At 68.7% G+C, this 16583-nt stretch carries 19 protein-coding genes; 8 read left to right on the plus strand and 11 right to left on the minus strand.

Going from position 1 to position 16583, the window contains the following annotated elements:
• Positions 1-111: 111 nt before the first annotated feature.
• Genes AB0915_RS10075 through AB0915_RS10090 form a run of 4 tightly spaced genes read left to right on the plus strand, consistent with a single transcriptional unit; the run spans position 112 to position 4159 of the window.
• Positions 112-1146, plus strand: coding sequence for an ABC transporter ATP-binding protein (locus AB0915_RS10075; protein WP_366690614.1), 1035 nt, complete (start codon positions 112-114; stop codon positions 1144-1146).
• Between the two features lie 53 nt (positions 1147-1199).
• A complete protein-coding gene (locus AB0915_RS10080; RefSeq protein ID WP_366690615.1) occupies positions 1200-2402 on the plus strand; it encodes an ABC transporter substrate-binding protein in 1203 nt (400 codons plus the stop codon).
• Between the two features lie 13 nt (positions 2403-2415).
• Positions 2416-3300 (plus strand): ABC transporter permease, encoded by an 885-nt coding sequence (locus AB0915_RS10085; RefSeq protein WP_366690616.1) that lies wholly within the window; start codon positions 2416-2418, stop codon positions 3298-3300.
• Positions 3301-3343: 43 nt separating this feature from the next.
• Positions 3344-4159 carry an ABC transporter permease gene (locus tag AB0915_RS10090; protein ID WP_366690617.1) on the plus strand — a complete coding sequence of 272 codons (816 nt, stop codon included), beginning with the start codon at positions 3344-3346 and terminating at the stop codon, positions 4157-4159.
• Positions 4160-4490: 331 nt separating this feature from the next.
• On the opposite strand, the gene AB0915_RS10095 is transcribed toward AB0915_RS10090, so the two are convergent.
• Entirely contained in the window at positions 4491-5336 is an 846-nt protein-coding gene (locus AB0915_RS10095; RefSeq protein ID WP_366690618.1) for a polysaccharide deacetylase family protein, read from the minus strand.
• A gap of 260 nt (positions 5337-5596) precedes the next feature.
• Here AB0915_RS10095 and AB0915_RS10100 point away from each other — a divergent pair, with 260 nt between their 5' ends.
• Positions 5597-5731 (plus strand): hypothetical protein, encoded by a 135-nt coding sequence (locus AB0915_RS10100; RefSeq protein ID WP_366690619.1) that lies wholly within the window; start codon positions 5597-5599, stop codon positions 5729-5731.
• Positions 5732-5813: 82 nt separating this feature from the next.
• Here AB0915_RS10100 and AB0915_RS10105 read toward each other — a convergent pair whose 3' ends face one another.
• Positions 5814-6365 carry a nucleoside-triphosphatase gene (locus tag AB0915_RS10105; protein WP_366690620.1) on the minus strand — a complete coding sequence of 184 codons (552 nt, stop codon included), beginning with the start codon at positions 6363-6365 and terminating at the stop codon, positions 5814-5816.
• A gap of 110 nt (positions 6366-6475) precedes the next feature.
• On the opposite strand from AB0915_RS10105, the gene AB0915_RS10110 reads away from it, so the two are divergent.
• Positions 6476-6928, plus strand: a complete 453-nt coding sequence (locus AB0915_RS10110; RefSeq protein ID WP_366690621.1) for a YbhB/YbcL family Raf kinase inhibitor-like protein — start codon at positions 6476-6478, stop codon at positions 6926-6928.
• Between the two features lie 40 nt (positions 6929-6968).
• On the opposite strand, the gene AB0915_RS10115 is transcribed toward AB0915_RS10110, so the two are convergent.
• Positions 6969-8066: a hypothetical protein gene (locus tag AB0915_RS10115; RefSeq protein ID WP_366690622.1), complete on the minus strand. Its 1098-nt coding sequence runs from the start codon at positions 8064-8066 to the stop codon at positions 6969-6971.
• Positions 8067-8169: 103 nt separating this feature from the next.
• Between AB0915_RS10115 and AB0915_RS10120 the strand changes: the two genes are divergently transcribed.
• Positions 8170-8286 carry a hypothetical protein gene (locus AB0915_RS10120; RefSeq protein WP_366690658.1) on the plus strand — a complete coding sequence of 39 codons (117 nt, stop codon included), beginning with the start codon at positions 8170-8172 and terminating at the stop codon, positions 8284-8286.
• Here the strand turns inward: AB0915_RS10120 and AB0915_RS10125 are convergent.
• A complete protein-coding gene (locus tag AB0915_RS10125; RefSeq protein ID WP_366690623.1) occupies positions 8237-8575 on the minus strand; it encodes a hypothetical protein in 339 nt (112 codons plus the stop codon). The two genes, AB0915_RS10120 and AB0915_RS10125, sit on opposite strands and share 50 nt — an antisense overlap.
• Positions 8576-9004: 429 nt before the next feature.
• On the opposite strand from AB0915_RS10125, the gene AB0915_RS10130 reads away from it, so the two are divergent.
• Positions 9005-11062, plus strand: coding sequence for a phosphocholine-specific phospholipase C (locus tag AB0915_RS10130; protein ID WP_366690624.1), 2058 nt, complete (start codon positions 9005-9007; stop codon positions 11060-11062).
• A 355-nt stretch (positions 11063-11417) separates the two neighbouring features.
• Here the strand turns inward: AB0915_RS10130 and AB0915_RS10135 are convergent, their stop codons facing one another.
• The 7 genes from AB0915_RS10135 to AB0915_RS10165 form a co-directional block, all read right to left on the minus strand.
• The gene (locus tag AB0915_RS10135; protein WP_366690625.1) at positions 11418-11984 is read right to left on the minus strand and encodes a DUF6529 family protein; all 567 of its coding nucleotides are present in this window, start codon (positions 11982-11984) and stop codon (positions 11418-11420) included.
• A 4-nt stretch (positions 11985-11988) separates the two neighbouring features.
• Positions 11989-12153: a hypothetical protein gene (locus tag AB0915_RS10140; RefSeq protein WP_366690626.1), complete on the minus strand. Its 165-nt coding sequence runs from the start codon at positions 12151-12153 to the stop codon at positions 11989-11991.
• Between the two features lie 407 nt (positions 12154-12560).
• Positions 12561-13781 (minus strand): acyl-CoA dehydrogenase family protein, encoded by a 1221-nt coding sequence (locus AB0915_RS10145; RefSeq protein ID WP_366690627.1) that lies wholly within the window; start codon positions 13779-13781, stop codon positions 12561-12563.
• Entirely contained in the window at positions 13778-14191 is a 414-nt protein-coding gene (locus tag AB0915_RS10150) for a hypothetical protein (RefSeq protein WP_366690628.1), read from the minus strand. The genes AB0915_RS10145 and AB0915_RS10150 overlap by 4 nt, the downstream gene beginning before the upstream one ends.
• A complete protein-coding gene (locus tag AB0915_RS10155) occupies positions 14188-14607 on the minus strand; it encodes a hypothetical protein (RefSeq protein WP_366690629.1) in 420 nt (139 codons plus the stop codon). Before AB0915_RS10155 ends, AB0915_RS10150 begins: the two co-directional genes overlap by 4 nt.
• Positions 14604-16229, minus strand: a complete 1626-nt coding sequence (locus tag AB0915_RS10160; RefSeq protein ID WP_366690630.1) for a hypothetical protein — start codon at positions 16227-16229, stop codon at positions 14604-14606. Before AB0915_RS10160 ends, AB0915_RS10155 begins: the two co-directional genes overlap by 4 nt.
• Positions 16217-16582 carry a hypothetical protein gene (locus tag AB0915_RS10165; protein WP_366690631.1) on the minus strand — a complete coding sequence of 122 codons (366 nt, stop codon included), beginning with the start codon at positions 16580-16582 and terminating at the stop codon, positions 16217-16219. Before AB0915_RS10165 ends, AB0915_RS10160 begins: the two co-directional genes overlap by 13 nt.
• Position 16583: the final 1 nt, after the last annotated feature.

Genomic DNA, 16583 nt, shown 5'->3' on the forward strand with positions numbered 1-16583 from the left:
TCAACACCTTGCCAGTTGACTCAGCTTTTACCTTAGCGGGGTATTGAACTGAGAACTATGCCTTCATATGTTTGCGGCCAACTCCCCACAGCACCAGAAAGGTTCCCGCCCATGGAGGGAATGGCGATCCGGCTACAGCGCCTCGGCAAGTCCTTCGGCCGGACGGAGGCCGTGGCCGGAGTCGACCTGGAGATAGCGGACGGCGAGTTCTTCTCGATGCTGGGGCCATCCGGCTCCGGCAAGACCACAGTGCTCCGGATGATCGCCGGCTTCGAGGCTCCTACCAGCGGAACCATCGAGCTCGCAGGCTCCGATGTCACCCTTCTGGCACCCTTCGAACGCGACGTGCACACCGTCTTCCAGGACTATGCGCTCTTCCCGCACATGACCGTGGAGCAGAACGTCGCCTACGGTCTCAAGATCCGTAAAGTGCCCAAGGTGGAGCGCCTGAAGCAGGCCAGGGAGGCTCTGGCGAGCGTACGCCTCGCGGACTTCGGCACGCGTCGCCCGTCCCAGCTCTCCGGAGGCCAGCGCCAGCGCGTGGCGCTGGCCCGCGCCCTGGTCGGCCGCCCGAAGGTGCTGCTGCTCGACGAGCCGCTCGGTGCCCTCGATCTCAAGCTGCGCGAGCAGATGCAGGTCGAGCTCAAGGCGATCCAGCGCGAGCTCGGCATCACCTTCGTCTTCGTCACGCACGACCAGGAGGAGGCGCTGACGATGAGCGACCGGATTGCGGTCTTCAACCAGGGCCGCGTCGAACAGATCGGCACCCCGGCCCAGATCTACGAACGTCCCGCCACCCCGTTCGTCGCGGGCTTCGTCGGTACGTCGAACCTCCTGACCGGTAGCGCGGCGGAGCAGGTTGTGGGCGACAGGGGAACGTACAGCATCCGGCCGGAGAAGATTCGCGTGCTCAAGGAAACCGCCGTCGGTGAGGCGCAGCACTCCAGTGCCACCGGCATCGTCGCGGAGGTCGTCTACCTGGGCGACACGACCCGCCTCCTGGTAGATCTCGACGCCGGTGGCCGGCTCACCGCGCTCCAGCAGAACCTGGAGACCTCCTCCGAGGACGTCGCCGCCTTCCGTGGCTCCCGGGTCAGGCTCCAGTGGCACCAACGGCACAACTTCAGGGTGCCTGAGGCCCGGTGAGCGCAAACCCGCACGACTCAGTCCCCGCCCCTTCCCTCTCCGTGGAGATCCCTGTGCGTCTGAACCGAACGTCCCGAGCAGCGGCCGCGGCCGGCGCCCTGCTTCTCGCTACCGCCTGCGGTTCGTCGGACAACGCCGCTACGTCGTCCGGCGGCAGCGGCTTCACTCCGCCCAAGCTCGTCGCCCAGAAGACCCTCGGCAAGGCGGAGGGCCAGGTGAACCTGATCGCCTGGGCCGGATACGCCGAGGACGGATCCAACGACCCGAAGGTCGACTGGGTCACCGACTTCGAGGGGCAGACCGGCTGTCAGGTCAACACCAAGACCGCAGGCACCTCGGACGAGATGGTCAGCCTGATGAAGACCGGCCAGTACGACGCGGTCTCCGCCTCCGGTGATGCAGCCTTGCGGCTGATCGCCTCCGGCGACGCCGCACCCGTCAACACCAAGCTGGTACCCAACTACAAGGACGTCTTCTCCGGGCTGAAGAACCAGCAGTGGAACTCGGTCAAGGGTGTCTCCTACGGCATCCCGCACGGCCGCGGCGCCAATCTGCTGATGTACAACACGAAGAAGGTCACGCCGGCGCCCGACTCCTGGTCCCCGGTCTTCGGCGAGTCGTCGGCGTACAAGGGGAAGGTCACCGCGTACGACTCGCCGATCTACATCGCGGACGCCGCCCTGTACTTGATGAAAACCAAGCCGTCCCTCGGCATCAAGGACCCGTACGCTCTGAACCAGAAGCAGTTCGACGAGGCCGTCGCCCTGCTCAAGAAGCAGAATGCCAACATCGGTGAGTACTGGAGCGATTACCTGAAGGAGGTATCCGCCTTCAAGAGCGGTGACTCGGTGCTAGGCACCAGTTGGCAGGTCATCCTGAACACCGCTCAGGCCGAGAAGGTTCCGGTCAAGGCGGTCCTTCCCAAGGAGGGCGCCACCGGCTGGTCCGATACATGGATGCTCTCAGCCAAGGCGAAGCATCCCAACTGCGCCTACAAGTGGATGAATTGGATTGTCTCGCCGAAGGCGAACGCCCAGGTTGCCGAGTATTTCGGTGAGGCCCCGTCCAACGCGCAGGCCTGCAAGCTGACCGCGGACGAGAACCACTGCACCACCTATCACGCCGCTGATGAGTCGTACTGGAAGAACGTCCACTTCTGGACCACGCCCATCGCACAGTGCGTTGACGGGCGTACGGACACCACGTGCGTGCCGTACGCCAAGTGGGTACAGGCCTGGACCGAGATCAAGGGCTGAGGGTTACGTACCGATGACCGACTCCGTGCCGGCCGCCGACTTCGTCCGGCGGCTCGCCGGGACCCTGCACCGTCGCCCCCGGTTGCAGCTGTCTCTGCTGCTCTCCGCGCCACTGGTGTGGCTGGTCCTGGCCTACCTCGGCTCGCTTTCCGTCCTGTTCCTGTCCGCTTTCTGGGCCACGGACTCCTTCACCTCCAACGTGGTGAAGATCTGGAACACGGACAACTTCACCGCGCTGTTCACCGCCGACGTCTACCGGCAGGTCGCCCTGCGCAGCGTCGGCGTTGCCCTCGCGGTCACCGGGCTGTGTGTACTGATCGCCTTCCCGATCGCCTTCTATACCGCGCGCATCGCGAGCCGCAAGTGGCGGCCGCTCCTCGTGGTGGCGATCCTCACTCCACTGTGGGCCAGCTACTTGGTCAAGGCGTATGCCTGGAGGCTCATCCTCGCTCAAGGCGGCTTGCTCGACTGGGTGTTGGGGCCACTCGGCATCAAGGGACCCGGCTACGGCGTGACCGCGACCGTCCTCGTACTGACGTACCTGTGGGTGCCGTACATGATCTTGCCGATCCACGCCGGACTTGAACAGCTCCCGGCCAACCTGCTGGATGCCTCCGCCGACCTCGGCGCCCGCACCGGTCGGACCCTCCGATCCGTGGTGCTGCCGATGATCCTGCCATCCATCGCAGCCGGCTCGGTCTTCACGTTCTCGCTCAGCCTCGGCGACTACATCGCCGTACAGATCGTCGGCGGCAAGACGCAGCTCATCGGCAACCTCATCTACTCCAACATCACCCTGGACCTGCCGCTGGCTGCCGCACTCGGCACGGTGCCCGTGGTGATCATCGTGCTCTATCTGCTCGCGGTACGCCGCACCGGAGCCCTCAGCAGTCTCTGACCACTCTCCCGCACCTCCGCATCACGCATAGCGAAGGCCCCCGATGAATCTCTCCCGCCCCGCGCGCGTCACACTGCGCATCGCCGCCGGGCTCGGCTTTGCGGTGATCTACATTCCGCTGCTCCTGGTTCTCGTCAACTCCCTCAACCCAGACCGAAGTTCAGGGTGGCCGCCACCCGGCCTCACCTTCGACTGGTGGGTCGACGCCTGGCACAGCACCGGCGCCCGCGACGCGCTGTGGACCTCTGTCAAGGCCGGGATCGGCGCAACCGCGATCGCCCTGGTCCTCGGTACGCTCGTCGCCTTTGCCTGCCAGCGCTACAAGTTCTTCGGACGCGAGGCCATCTCCTTCGTGGTCGTCCTGCCGATCGCGCTGCCAGGCATCGTCACCGGCGTCGCGCTCAACACCGCCTTCCGAACGGTCCTTGAACCGCTGGGCGTGGGCCTGGGGATGTTCACGGTGGTCGTCGGCCACGCCACCTTCTGTATGGTGGTCGTCTTCAACAACGTGATCGCCCGGCTGCGCCGGATGCAGGTAACGTACGAGGAAGCCGCCATGGACCTCGGGGCTCACACCTTCCGTGCGTTCGTCGACATCACCTTCCCGCTGGTGCGCTCCGCGCTGGTAGCGGGCGGACTCCTTGCTTTTGCCCTGTCCTTCGACGAGATCGTCGTGACGACCTTCACCGCCGGGCCTGGCGTCCAGACTCTCCCCGTCTGGATCTTCTCCAACATGGCCCGCCCCCAACAGGCCCCCGTCGTCAACGTCGTCGCCGCCGTCCTCGTCCTGCTGTCCGCCATGCCGATCTACCTCGCCCAGCGGCTGTCGTCGGACACCGCCTACGGCAGCCGCATCTGACTACGGCAGCCTACGCACGGATTGACCGCGCCGAGGGCCTACAGGTCACGGGGCCGTCCGTGACCTGCAGGCCCTCGGCGTCCTTGATGCGCAGCCGCGCGTCGAGCGAAGCCGGGGAGTCGTCGTCCGCACCCGGGACGGGGTCACTCCGGCGGAGGGTCCGAAGCACGCCAGGCGAACGCGACCGTCGGGCCAACCGCTGCGGTATGGCTCCCCCTTCTCCCCCGGGACGCACTCGGCCTTCCCGACCTCGCAGTGCGCGTCAGTGATCCAGTGCGCCTTCGACGCGCGAGACGGTGTCGACGGCCTCGGGAATGACCTGTCTGTACGGTCAGATGTAGTCCTCCAGGCGTGCCACCGTGAAGCCCTGTTCCTGGATGTGGCGCAGCATGTTCGCCGTCATCTCGGTCATCGAATGCCCCTTGAGCTCTCCGGGGCCACGGAAGTGGGCCAGGATGATGTCGCCGGGGTGGAGTTTCTTGTCGGCACGCTGGTACTGCATGTTGGTGATCTGCATGGACTCGCGCCAGAGCACGATCGCCTCGACTCCGCACTGTCCCGCGGCGCTGCGGGTGTTCTCGTTCCAGTTGCCGTAGGGCGGTCGCAGCAGACGCGGGACGGTTCCGTACTCCTTGCTGAGCCTGGTCTGCTGGCCGCAGATCTCCTCGCGCTGCGCGGCCGCGCTCTTGGTGCGCAGGTTGGGGTGGGTCAGGGTGTGGTTCTGAATCGTGTTCCCGAGCTGCTGCAGCGGCTTGAAGTAGTCGTAGTCGGCGCTGATGATCGAGTCGGTCAGGAACATCGTGAAGGGGACCTTCAGTTCGCGCATCATTTTCACGAACCTGGGGTCTTTCTCGGCGCCGTCGTCGAAGGTGATGAAGACGATTTTGTCTGTGGTGGGTATGTCACTGATGACCGGAACCGGTTCGCCCGGCCGGCGTTCTACCGGCTTGACCTTCGGCGGGGCGGGCGGCGCGGCGAGAGGTTTGAGGCCCCAGGCGCGGAAGGCCGCGGCGTCGTGCGCGGTGCCTGCGACGGGCGCTGTGTCTTCCGCCCGGGGGGACGCCGTCGGCGCGCGAACGGAGCTCGAAGCGGCAGGCTCTGCCGCCTGGAAGCCCGCCGAACAGCCCGATATGAGCAGGACGCCGGCGAGCGCCAGTCCCGCGATTTTCTTGTCCACCTGAGAACCTCAAGTCCCGTACATATCTTCTATGGCGTCCTGCTTGACGGAAGACGCGGCCGCGGGGTTCCCGCAGGTCCGTGTGATGTGAAAGGGGGTTCAGTGGGTCGGCGGACGAAGATCGGGACACTTTCCGGGACGTGAGTCCCGCTGAGGGACCCCCAGCGGCTCGAAGCGCCAGCGGTGGACCGGCGGGCGATCAAGTCGGCTGCGGGCCCGGGAGTTCGGGCAGTTCGGCGTAGGCCAACTCCCGCCAGGTGATGACGATGCCCCGGGTCTGCCTGGCGCGGAAGGTCAAGGGCCGGCTCAACCTTGAACAGCACCACGGCCGCACACCCGCCGGTGTCGTCGCCCGCGTCATGCAGTGCATGCTCACGCTGACCACCGCCATCTGACACAACGACCAGACTGGACAGCCCGTCCTGCGCTCGCTGATCCACTCCGTACCGCGGGGGAGGCCGTAACCCTTGGAATCGATCAACCAGGCCCTTCGTGCGCCCCGGGCTGCTGCAGTCGGGACGCGAGCTCCCCGGGCAGGGCGTCCCGGTTGGCCGGCGTGAGGGGGATGACCTCGATGTCGGTACGGCGCTTGAGGGCGTCGGTGAACGGGTCACGGTGTGCGTGGACCGTAGCGACGACGTCGACCTCTGCGGCGAACAGCGCCTCGACCGCGTCGCGGAACGCCGTGCACGCCAGTTCCATCCGGCCCAGCTCGTCGATGAGCACCAGTCGGCCTGGCGCCTCGTCGGTCGCCGCCGGCCGCAGCGACTGCAGCGCCAGCCGTTCCATGACGCCCAGGTCGACCCCGTACTTCCCCACCCGCGGCGGACCGGGCAGGTCGACATGGGCGAGCACCTGCCGTTGACCCGCCAAGGTCTCCAGGGCGAAACCGACGCGGGCCCCAGACTGCCTGATCTCCTCCGTGGTGAAGCCGGTGGCTGCGCGGGTGGGCAGCAACGCGGCCAGTCGGCGCAGGGCGGTCGTCTTGCCCGCGCCAGGGCGGGCCTCAAGCAGGATCCTTGTCGGCACACGGCCATCCTCCCCCCGCCTGCCGGAGGCGGGCCGGTCGGGCTCGGCCGAACGGGGGGTTTGCGGTGCGGACCGGTGGCGGTGCCGTCCTTGCGGGTATGGCGGCGCACATGAGCGGAATTGAACTCAGCAGTACCGCGTTCGACGACCATACGGTGATCCCCCGGCGGTACAGCGGGGAGGGAGAGAACATCTCGCCGCCCCTGACCTGGTCGGGGGTGCCCCATGAGGCCACGGAGCTGGTCCTCCTGTGCGAGGATCCGGACGCACCGGGGAAGACCTTCCTGCACTGGCTGGTGACCGGCATCGATCCGGGGACCACTGGGGTGGTGGAGGGGCAGAAGCCCTCGGGCGGCCTGCCGTGGCCCAACGGTTTCGGGCGCGTGGGCTGGGGCGGGCCGATGCCGCCACCGGGGCACGGGCCGCACCACTACTTCTTCCGCCTGTACGCCCTGTCCGAGCCGCTGCCGCTGCGCGACCACCCGAGCGCCGAGGACGTGCACCGCGCCCTGCAGGGCCGGGAGCTGGCCTCCGGCACCCTGGTCGGGACCTATCAGCGCTGAGCGCATCAGCCGGTGATCCGGGCAGCGGAGCGCGTCGGCGTCAGGACGGGGTGCTCGCGTCGGTGTACCGCAGCAGGGCTCCCACGCCCTCGTACAGCCTCAGCGCGCTCTCCGGTACGACGACCAGCTCGGCACCGGTGCCGACGAGGGCCCGGACGAGGGCCTCGTCGGCGCGCTCCTCGCGCGGGGCCCGCACACCGAAGGACACCAGCTCCGCCTCGGTCAGCGCGAGCTGGGCGGGCCGGGAGCCGACCCAGAGCCGCAGCGAGGATTCGGGCGGCCGGTTCAGCAGCAGCACCGCGACCTGACCACGCTGGAGGGCGGCGACGGTGGCAGCCAGCCCCTCCGTCAGGGGCCCGTCCAGGGCACGCCGGCTGATGAAGACATCCACGAGTTCCCAGTCGTGAGCGGCCATGCGGCCGCGGAAGACGCCGTCGAGCTGCGGCTCCAGCAGGGCGCGTCCGGTGTCGGTGGGGGTGGGGCCGCCCACGCGCACGACCTTGTCCCGCAGGGTGTGCGGCAGACGGCGGATCAGTACGTTGCACGCCCACTCGTCCCCGCCCACGACGACGGCGTCGGTATGGGCGCGCCGCGCCCGCTCGTCCAGCCGGTGGCCGAGCCGGACGGAGGCGCGGTGCCAGGTCGCCACCGCTACCTTGCGGTGCAGCCGCTCACCAGGAGTGACGGTGGACGCGGGCCAGGTGCCGGTCTCCGCCTCCAGCGTCACCCAGCCGTGGGTGACGGCGGTCGGAAGGCCGCCGTAGTGGACGACCACGGCCATGTAGGGGATCTCTGGCACGTGCTGGGTGACCAGGGGCATTGCGTCCGGCAGGGTGCTGTAGCGCGCGGAGTCGTGTTCGGGCGGGCTCGGAAGCTCCCCGTCCAGGACGAGCGTGCCGTGGGCGGCGAAGACGGCCTGCCCGTGCACCCCCGGCACTTCCGTGTCGGCGCCGACGACCTCCTCCAGCGCGTTCAGCAGAGATCGGTCCGCGCCCTGACGGGACAGGCTCTCGCGCAGTCGCCGCCAGCGCAGCGCGATCGCCCGCTCGGGATGGTCGACGTCTCGGGAGGTGTCCAGGTACACGGAGACGTACGGGCCCGGCTCCGCGTAGAGGGGCTCAAGGAACGACAGCCTCATCGCCACTCCTCGTCGATGGTCTCCACACCTTCGATGATGCGCCCGCCGCCGCTCCCCAGCGGCCCACCTCGCCGAACGCCGCCCGGAGGTCGCCGCCACCCTGCTGCGCAGCACGCAGCAAGCAGTCAGCGCGATCACCCGCGAAGTCGGCTACACCTCCGAAACCGCCTTCAGTAGGCGCTTCGGTACCCCTCCGGCGCAGTGGCGTCGCGCGTCTTGAGCTTGTCCAGCACCACTCGATCGATGGCCGTCGCGTCCCGGCCAGTCGGCACGGGTGACGCCACCAGCAGCGGCCGGCCCTTCCGCTCGTGCGATCTGATCCGGCGCTCCTTCGGCGCCGGACAAGCGCCGATCCGCTCCGGATCGCCGTGCAAGCACCAGATGTCGCCGTCGACGCAGTGGTGCTGCCCGGGCCGGCCGAGGGTGGGGACGATGGCATGAGTGGTGGGCGAGCCCTCGGCGGGTGGCCGGGGCGAGAGACGGCGACCATCTGCTTGGCCGGGCCGCACGTCGCGGGCATCTTCCTCGGAAGACGGCGGGCATGCTCATCCACGACGACCTCGTCGTCGGCGGTCTCCCGAAGTCCGGGCAGCTGTACAGCCGGGTCTCGGGCCTGGAGTTCTCGGGCATCCGCGACGACGCCTGGAGCCCGTACTGCCGTGTTGTGGCCCGGGTTTCGGGGCCGGCCCCACTTGCTCGTGGCCGTGCCTTGGTGCAGTCGCCGGCTCCGGGCGGCCCTCCGGTCTGTCCGGGGGAGCAGGGTCGGACAGGCCACCGCGGCCGCGCCCGCCGCGCGGGTCGTGCACTAGCTCGCCAACTGCTGTTCGTCGGATCGCCACCGTGTCCACATCGCGTCGGTCTTTCGCGGCCCGGCGGACTCTGGAACACTCCAGTCGCGTTCGCCCCCACAACTCCTCACCCCACAGAGGTCCTCATCCATGGCTGAACTCGACCGACGTCGCTTCATGCAACTCGCCGGAGGCACAGCCGCCTTCACCATGCTGTCGAACAGCATCGCCCGCGCTGCCTCCCTCCCGGCGAAGGGCGCCACCGGCACCCTCGAGGACGTCGAGCACATCGTCGTGCTGATGCAGGAGAACCGCTCGTTCGACCACTATTTCGGCACACTGAGGGGTGTACGCGGCTTCGGTGATCCACGTCCGGTGACATTGCCGAGCGGTAAACCGGTGTGGCACCAGTCGTCCGGCACCAAGGATGTGCTGCCGTTCCGGCCGACGGCTGACAACCTCGGACTCCAGTTCATCCAGGACCTCAACCACGACTGGGCGGGCGGCCACCGGGCGTTCAACAAGGGCGCGTACGACAAGTGGGTGCCCGCCAAGTCGGCGACGACGATGGCCTATCTCACTCGCGAGGACATACCGTTCCACTTCGCCCTCGCCGACGCGTTCACCGTGTGCGACGCATACCACTGCTCTTTCATCGGCTCAACGGATCCGAACCGCTACTACATGTGGACGGGATACACCGGCAACGACGGCACCGGCGGCGGCCCCGTGCTCGGGAACGAAGAGGCGGGGTACGGGTGGACGACGTACCCCGAGCGGCTGGAGAAGGCCGGGGTGTCCTGGAAGATCTACCAGGACATTGGCGACGGGCTCGATGCCGCAGGGTCCTGGGGATGGATCAGCGACGCATACCGGGGGAACTACGGCGACAACTCGCTGCTGTACTTCAACAATTACCGCAAGGCCAAGCCCGGCGATCCGCTCTACGACAAGGCTCGCACCGGCACTGACGCCAAGAACGGCGACGGGCTCTTCGACAGGCTCAGGGCCGATGTGAAGGCCGGGGCCCTTCCGAAGATCTCCTGGATCGCCGCCCCGGAAGCCTTCAGTGAGCATCCCAACTGGCCCGCGAATTACGGTGCCTGGTACATCGCGCAGGTACTGGACGCGCTGACGTCCAACCCGGAGGTGTGGGGCAGGACAGCCCTGTTCATCACGTACGACGAGAACGACGGATTCTTCGACCACATCGTGCCGCCGTACCCGCCGTCCGGGGCCGCGCAGGGGCTGTCCACCGTGGCGACCTCCGCCGACTGTTTTGCGGGCAATATCAGATACGCCGCAGGCCCTTACGGTCTGGGGCAGCGCGTTCCGATGCTGGTCGTCTCGCCGTGGAGCACCGGAGGGTTCTCGTGCTCCGAGGTCTTCGACCACACCTCGATCATCCGGTTCATGGAGCGACGCTTCGGGGTGAAGGAACCGAACATCTCGCCCTGGCGACGCGCCATCTGCGGTGACCTCACCTCCGCGTTCGACTTCCGCCGTACGGATACCACCCCCGTCGCCCTCCCCTCCACCGACGGTTACCTGCCGCCGGACCGCAACCGGCATCCCGACTATGTGCCTGTGCCGCCGGCCGTCGGCAGCGTTCCCAAACAGGAACCGGGTTCCCGGCCCACCCGGCCGCTGCTGTACGCCCCGTTCGTGGACGGCTCGGCGAATCCGGCGACCGGAAAGTACACCCTCACCTTCAGCGGCGGCGCCGCGGCCGGGGCACAGTTCCTGGTGACGTCCGCGAACCGTACCGACGGACCGTGGACGTACACCGCCGAGGCCGGCAAGTCGCTCTTCGACACCTGGAACACGGCCTACTCGAACGGAGTGACCAACGTCAGCGTGTACGGTCCGAACGGATTCCTTCGTACCTTCAAGGGGCCCGGCAAAGCGGCAGGGCCCGAGGTGGCCGCCCGCCACAACGCCACCAATGGGAATCTTGACCTGACGATGACTCATACTGGTTCTGCGGACGCTCATTTGACGCTGAGCGACGCCTACGGCGGTTCTGTCCAGACGTTCACGGTGCGGGCGGGTGCGACCGTGAACCACTCGGTGGACCTACGGGGGAGCAGCCGCTGGTACGACATCTCGGTGGTCTCCGACACGGATACCACATTCCTGCGCCGCTTTGCCGGACACGTCGAGACGGGCGAGGCGGGTACGAGCGATCCGGGCCTGATGGCAGGCTGAACCAGCGGGCCGGGGTGGGGCGCAGGTGTCCACGCCCGCACCCCTGATCGGTCTGACGTCTGACCACCCGTCGGCCGCTGCCGTCCGCGGGATTCAGTTCTCGTAGGTCATACCCAGGGTTGGACGTGAAGCGCTAAAAGTGAAGCTGACGGCCGGTAACTCCCGAGGGTCCGGCTGCCACGAGAACAACTGGCAGGGCTTCTGGACTTCATGGCCCCAGCCTTGCTTGACCTCGCCCGAACCGGCAGGCGCCGCCCAAGTACAGGGTGTCACTGGGCAGCGTGTCGCTCACCGCGATGTTGTCGGTCCGGCCGGGTCCGCCGTTGGCCGTCGGGAGAGACGCCTCGTGCTCCGGTCACAGGCCGGGTGCCTGGAAGCCGTTCAGGTACCAGAAGGCGGCGGCGTACCAGAGCAGGGCGATCGCGGTGACGAGGATGCCTCCAGCCAGCGGGAGTGCCCAGCCGGGCCAGCGGCGGTGGCGGACCACGATGACCTTGGCGACGAAGGCCCCGTAGAGGAAGCAGCCGGTGAGCGAGTGCAGCGCCAGACGGGTGTCGGTCAGCTGGACGCCGTAGGCGGTGATGCAGTGCCGAGCGATGGGGAGGGAGAGGAGGAAGGCGGTCAGGCCGATGAGGCGGTGCGTGGTGTGGACCCGGTGCGGTGCGGTTCGCAGTGCGGGCAGGCGGCCGTACATCCAGAGGGCGAGAAGCAGCTGAATCAGCGCCAGGCCCATCAGTGCGGAGCCGAGTTGGGCTTTGAGTAGTCTGGCGTCGTCGCCGCGCTGCCCGAAGAGGCTGCTCTCGTAGGCGGGGGTGTGTACCCGGCCGTACCAGTAGAGGCCGACCGTGACCGCCACGGGCAGGAGCATCCACAGGACGCCGTAGAGCCGTCGGTGGTTGGCAGGGTGAGCGAGACCGTCCACGTGATCAGCCGCCCCCGCTCTCGATTTTGCCGCCCTGGAGCTGGACGGCACACCACGTGGTGCCGAGCGCGGCGCCGGGAGTGCCGGTGGTGCGGGCCGGTGGCCCGGAGACAGAGCGAGGATCGGTGCGGGCGGATGCGACCGCCGCCGGTGCGGGCTGCGGGCTCACGCCGATCGTTGTCCTTCTCCTGCCGGAGCAACCGATGTGCACGGTGGCACGCATGGTGTCAGCGGCGACCGAGGCGGTCGCGCGGCGAGGGTTTCTCAACATGTTCTCCAGGCGTTGCGGGCCGATCTCGTCAGTACGTCCGAAGGGTCCCTGCCGGGTCCAGTCGGCGCGTCAGCAGGTACGCGCATCGAGGAGAGCGGTTGGGCCGGACGGCCGACGAGAGCGACATGCCGAGCCAGATGGAGGAGGGACGTGCGAGCCATACGTACCCCGCGGGCCGACCCGGCCTCAGCCGCGACGGCTGCGTGCCCAAGCACTCGTAGGTCGCTGGTCTCGCCTGTCCATGCATCGCCGCCGATGGATGCCCTGAGATGACGTGTTCCCTTACCTGCCTTGAGGGTTCGGAGTCATGGTCTGTGGAACGACGGGTCGTGCAGCTCGCCGAGTACGGCCTGTCCGATGGTCGCCAGGACGTGGTCGTCGCTGTCATGGAGCTCGTAGAAGGTCAGGTCGCGCAGGATCCGCTCCACGGGGCTCGGGCGGATCAGACTGCGGGCACCGCACGCGCGGATGACGTGGTGCACTGTCTCTTCCGCCAAATGCTCGATCGCATGCCAGGCCCTGCTGCCGGCGATCCGCGCCTCCTCGACCCTGCCTTCGTCCCACAGACCGGCGACGTAGCGCAACCAGAGGCGGGCGGTGTCGATGTTGACCGCCATGCTGCCCACCCGCTGCTGCACATGGGGATCACCGCCCTTGCCCTGCCGCATCAGATACCCGAGTCCGTATTCGTTCGCGGCCAGGGCGCCGCCGAGGAAACTGGCCGCGTAGTGCGGGATGAAAGCGGTCTGCCAGTGCCCTTCGAAGTAGCCGCCGGGGCGGCCGATGAGATGCTCGCGCGGTACGAAGGTGTCGTGGAACCGCACCACATGGCTGACCGTCGCGCGCATGCCCATCGGGTCCCACCACGAACTGTCCACCGTTACAGTCGGGTCGGACAGGTCGCAGGCGAGCAGCAGGAGCCTTCCGTGGGCCTCTCGGCTGTGCCGGGCTCCGCCGGGGCCGGCCGGATCGACGAGCAGGATCGCCCACTGGGCTCCGGTGGCGCTCGTGGCGAACGCCTTGCTGCCGCGGAGGGTCCAGCCGCTGCGGACGGGTGTCAGCATGGTGCCGAAGCGACCGCTCTCGCCCGGCTTGGGGGCCTGGGGTTCGCCGCTCCAGGCGGCCCAAATCTCTCCGTGTTCGACCACGCCGGTGAACCAGTGTCGCTTCTGCTCCGGGCTGGCCAGGGCGTCGATGAGGACGAGTGCGTTGGCGTGCCCCTCCCAGCAGCGGGCCAGTGACAGATCGGCCTTGGCCAGCGTGGTGGTTATCTCCCACAGGGGCAGGGTGTTGCGCTGCTGGGGGCCGTAGCCCAGGCCGCCGTGCTCCCGCGGCACAGGGGCGGCCAGGAACCCGCCGGAGAACAGATCGTCGAAGTCCTCGGCGGGGAAGGCGGCCCTGCGGTCGTATTCCTCGGCGCGGGGGGCGAAGTTGTCCGCGGCCAGCTTCGCCACGGCGTCGAGAACGGCCCGGTCGCCCCCGGCCACCGGATCGCGGGCCGGACCGTGGCCCAGGTCGTCGATCATAGGAGGACGGCCCCTTCCGAACGGTAGAAGTGGGCGCGGTACATCACGTTCGGTATCTGCGGATCGGCGGTATGGACGGTATGGACATCGATGGTCAGCAGACCGCGGTTGAGGTAGCCACAGAGGATGATCTGGCGGGAGCCGAGCGGACCTTCGGCGAGGAAGGCCACGGCCTCGGGGGCGTCCATGTCATCGGCCAGCGGGACGGCGGGCAGGGTGGCGCCGGTGACGGCCGTTGCGGTGGGTACGAGCGCCTCGTGTGACGGCTCCTGGTCGCCGCGCTCCGTGATCCGCAGCATGAGCTGGCTGCCGTCGACCCCGGCATCGACCAAGTGGATACCCGTGGCGGTGGTGTCGAAGTTGACCCAGCCACCGGCCAGCGGCGCCGGATCGACCGTCCGTGCCGTCACGCCGACCCCTCCGCCCGGTGGAAGAACGAGCGGGCCCAGTGGTCGGACCCCGCGCTGCCATCGCTGAAGATGCTGCTTGTGGTGGCCACCAGGATGCCCGTCTTGTGGTAAGCGCACAGGACAGTGCGCAGCGAGCCGAAGTTGTAGATCGCCGAGAACGACCAGGCGACCGATGGGGTTCCTGGCGCGGTGTACACGACCGCCGACACCTCACCCCAGTCGCGCGGCTGCGGGCTGCCGGTGCCGAAAGCTCTGACGAACAGGCCCTTCTCGTGCCACGTAACATTCAGCCGTAGGGCGCCCTTCGAACTGCCCTGGTCGGTGTTGACCCAGTCGCCCAGCAGAGCCGAGACGTCGGGGGCGTCCGGCGGCCGCGGTGCGGCCGGTCCGGCGGGGGAGGCCGAACGGGTCGTCATGGTGCCTCTCCGCTCGTGGGTAGCATCGGGGACTGCGCCGGGGGCGATTCCCCCGGCTCGGTGAGGTCGTGGACGTCGGTGCGCTCGACCTGGCTGAAGCAGAGGGATCGCAGTGGCAGCGCATCGGGGAACGGATGGCCTGTCAACAGCTTGAATTGTTCGCTCACTTCGACGAACAGGACGTCCCAGCCGTCGATGCCGAGCAGTCCGCGGGCGCGGGTGGCGTTCATGAGCGCGGTCGGAGGGTCGCGGTAGACCATGTCCAACACCGCCGCGTCCGGGTCGACCGCGGCAACCGGAAACGGTTGCCTTTCCGCCAGAGGCGTGGCGTGGACGAGCACAGCGTGTCCTGCCGGGGAGAACCGGGAGAGCGGTACGTAGGGAGCCCCGAGGCGTGAGGAGGCTTCCCGGCCGCGCGCATGCCCCCGGTTGACCAGGGTCACGCGGGCTCCGGCCTGGAGCAGGGCCAGCGCGACGGCCTGCCCGGTGCTGCCGCAACCGATGACGGCGGCCCTGCGGCCGCTGGGATCGACCCCGGCCCGGGCAAGGATGTGCAGGGCAGCGGCGGTGTCGGTGGTGGCCGCCCGCCAGAGCCCGGCGTCGTGCCACAGAACGTTGGCCGCGCCGCACCGCAGCGCCTGCGGGCCGACGATGTCGGCCACTTCGATCGCGCTCTGCTTGTGGGGAGCGGTCACGGTCAGCCCGCGTAGTGGCAGCCGGGCCAGCGCCCCGAAGCCGTTGGCCCAGTGCCAGAAGCGGGGGAACGTGTCCACCTGGAAGGGCAGGTAGAGTGCGGGCAGCTGCAGCTCCCGCAACGCCGCATTGTGGAGCCGGGGTGACAGCGAGCGTCCCGGGGCATGGCCGGCAATGCCGAACAGGGCACTGAGCGGTGGCAGAGCGGGCAGTCCGTAGTCAGTCAGGAGTTGGCCCACGCTCGGCATTCCGTCCGCTCCCGGGGCACCGGCCCGGCCGAAGGCGAGAGGCGCGCCCAGCCACGGCGCCAGCACCCGGGTCCAGATGCCGGCCGGACCGGACGCGAACGCCGTCACGTCGGAGCGCCCGAGCCCGGTGAGCAGCAGCGGCGAGGCCGACCCATACTGCTGAGCTCCCGACTGCGGGACGAGGAGGTACAGCAGCGCAGGTGTGGTGGCCATCGCGGCGAACCGCTCCCGCAGTTCCGCGGATGCCTCCAGCACGCCGGCCCTGCGGTCGGCGCTCTGCTCGGGGCGTGGGGGTTCGGGCTGGTGCCAGGAGACGCGCCGCTGCCGGGCGGGGATGCCCGCCAGCAGTTCGGGGACCAAGTCGTCCACGGCCTCCAGATCGACCACGTCATAGTGGTCCGCCGCGCGGAGGAGCCGGGTGCGGCGTTCGACCGGGCCGGCAGCCGAGCGACCGCCGTGGCGCGTGGAGCGCAGGCTGTAGGTCACTGGCCCGGTGAAGTGTCGGCGCAGCCGGTGCGGATCGGGGTCGCCGACCAGGTCGGCACGCACCTCCAGCGCGTCGGCCACCCCTGCGAGGCCGCGCAGGCGAGGCGTGGTGAGATCCTCAGGTTGGGCGACCACTGCGACTATGTGGGCCCGCCGCGTGACGGCGGCATCGCATCCGCTCGTCAGCCGCTCCATTGGACGTACTCCTCCAGAGGGGCCCGCGGCAGGACGAACCGAGTGACAGTCGGGGCGCACACGGTGGGACGGTCAGAGTCGATGCCCAGCCGCAGGCGCAGGACATCCGCGTAGTCGGCGGTCGGCGGCCCGTAGAAGCGCAGGTTGTCGCGGAGGTGGGCCCGTGCGGCGGCGATGTCCGCGGCGGCGTCTCCCTTGGCCGGCAGCGCTCCCGGCCTGGCGGCGCGGGTACGGCGTTCGACGATGTCGTCCAGCGACGGTAGCCGGTTGGCGTCATCAGGCGTGGGCCGATCACCGCGGTCGAACGCCTCGCACAGGGCGTCCACCAACACCTGCGGGATGCTGCCGATCACC

It is taken from the genome of Streptomyces sp. NPDC048411 (assembly GCF_040704695.1).
Lineage (GTDB): Bacteria > Actinomycetota > Actinomycetes > Streptomycetales > Streptomycetaceae > Streptomyces.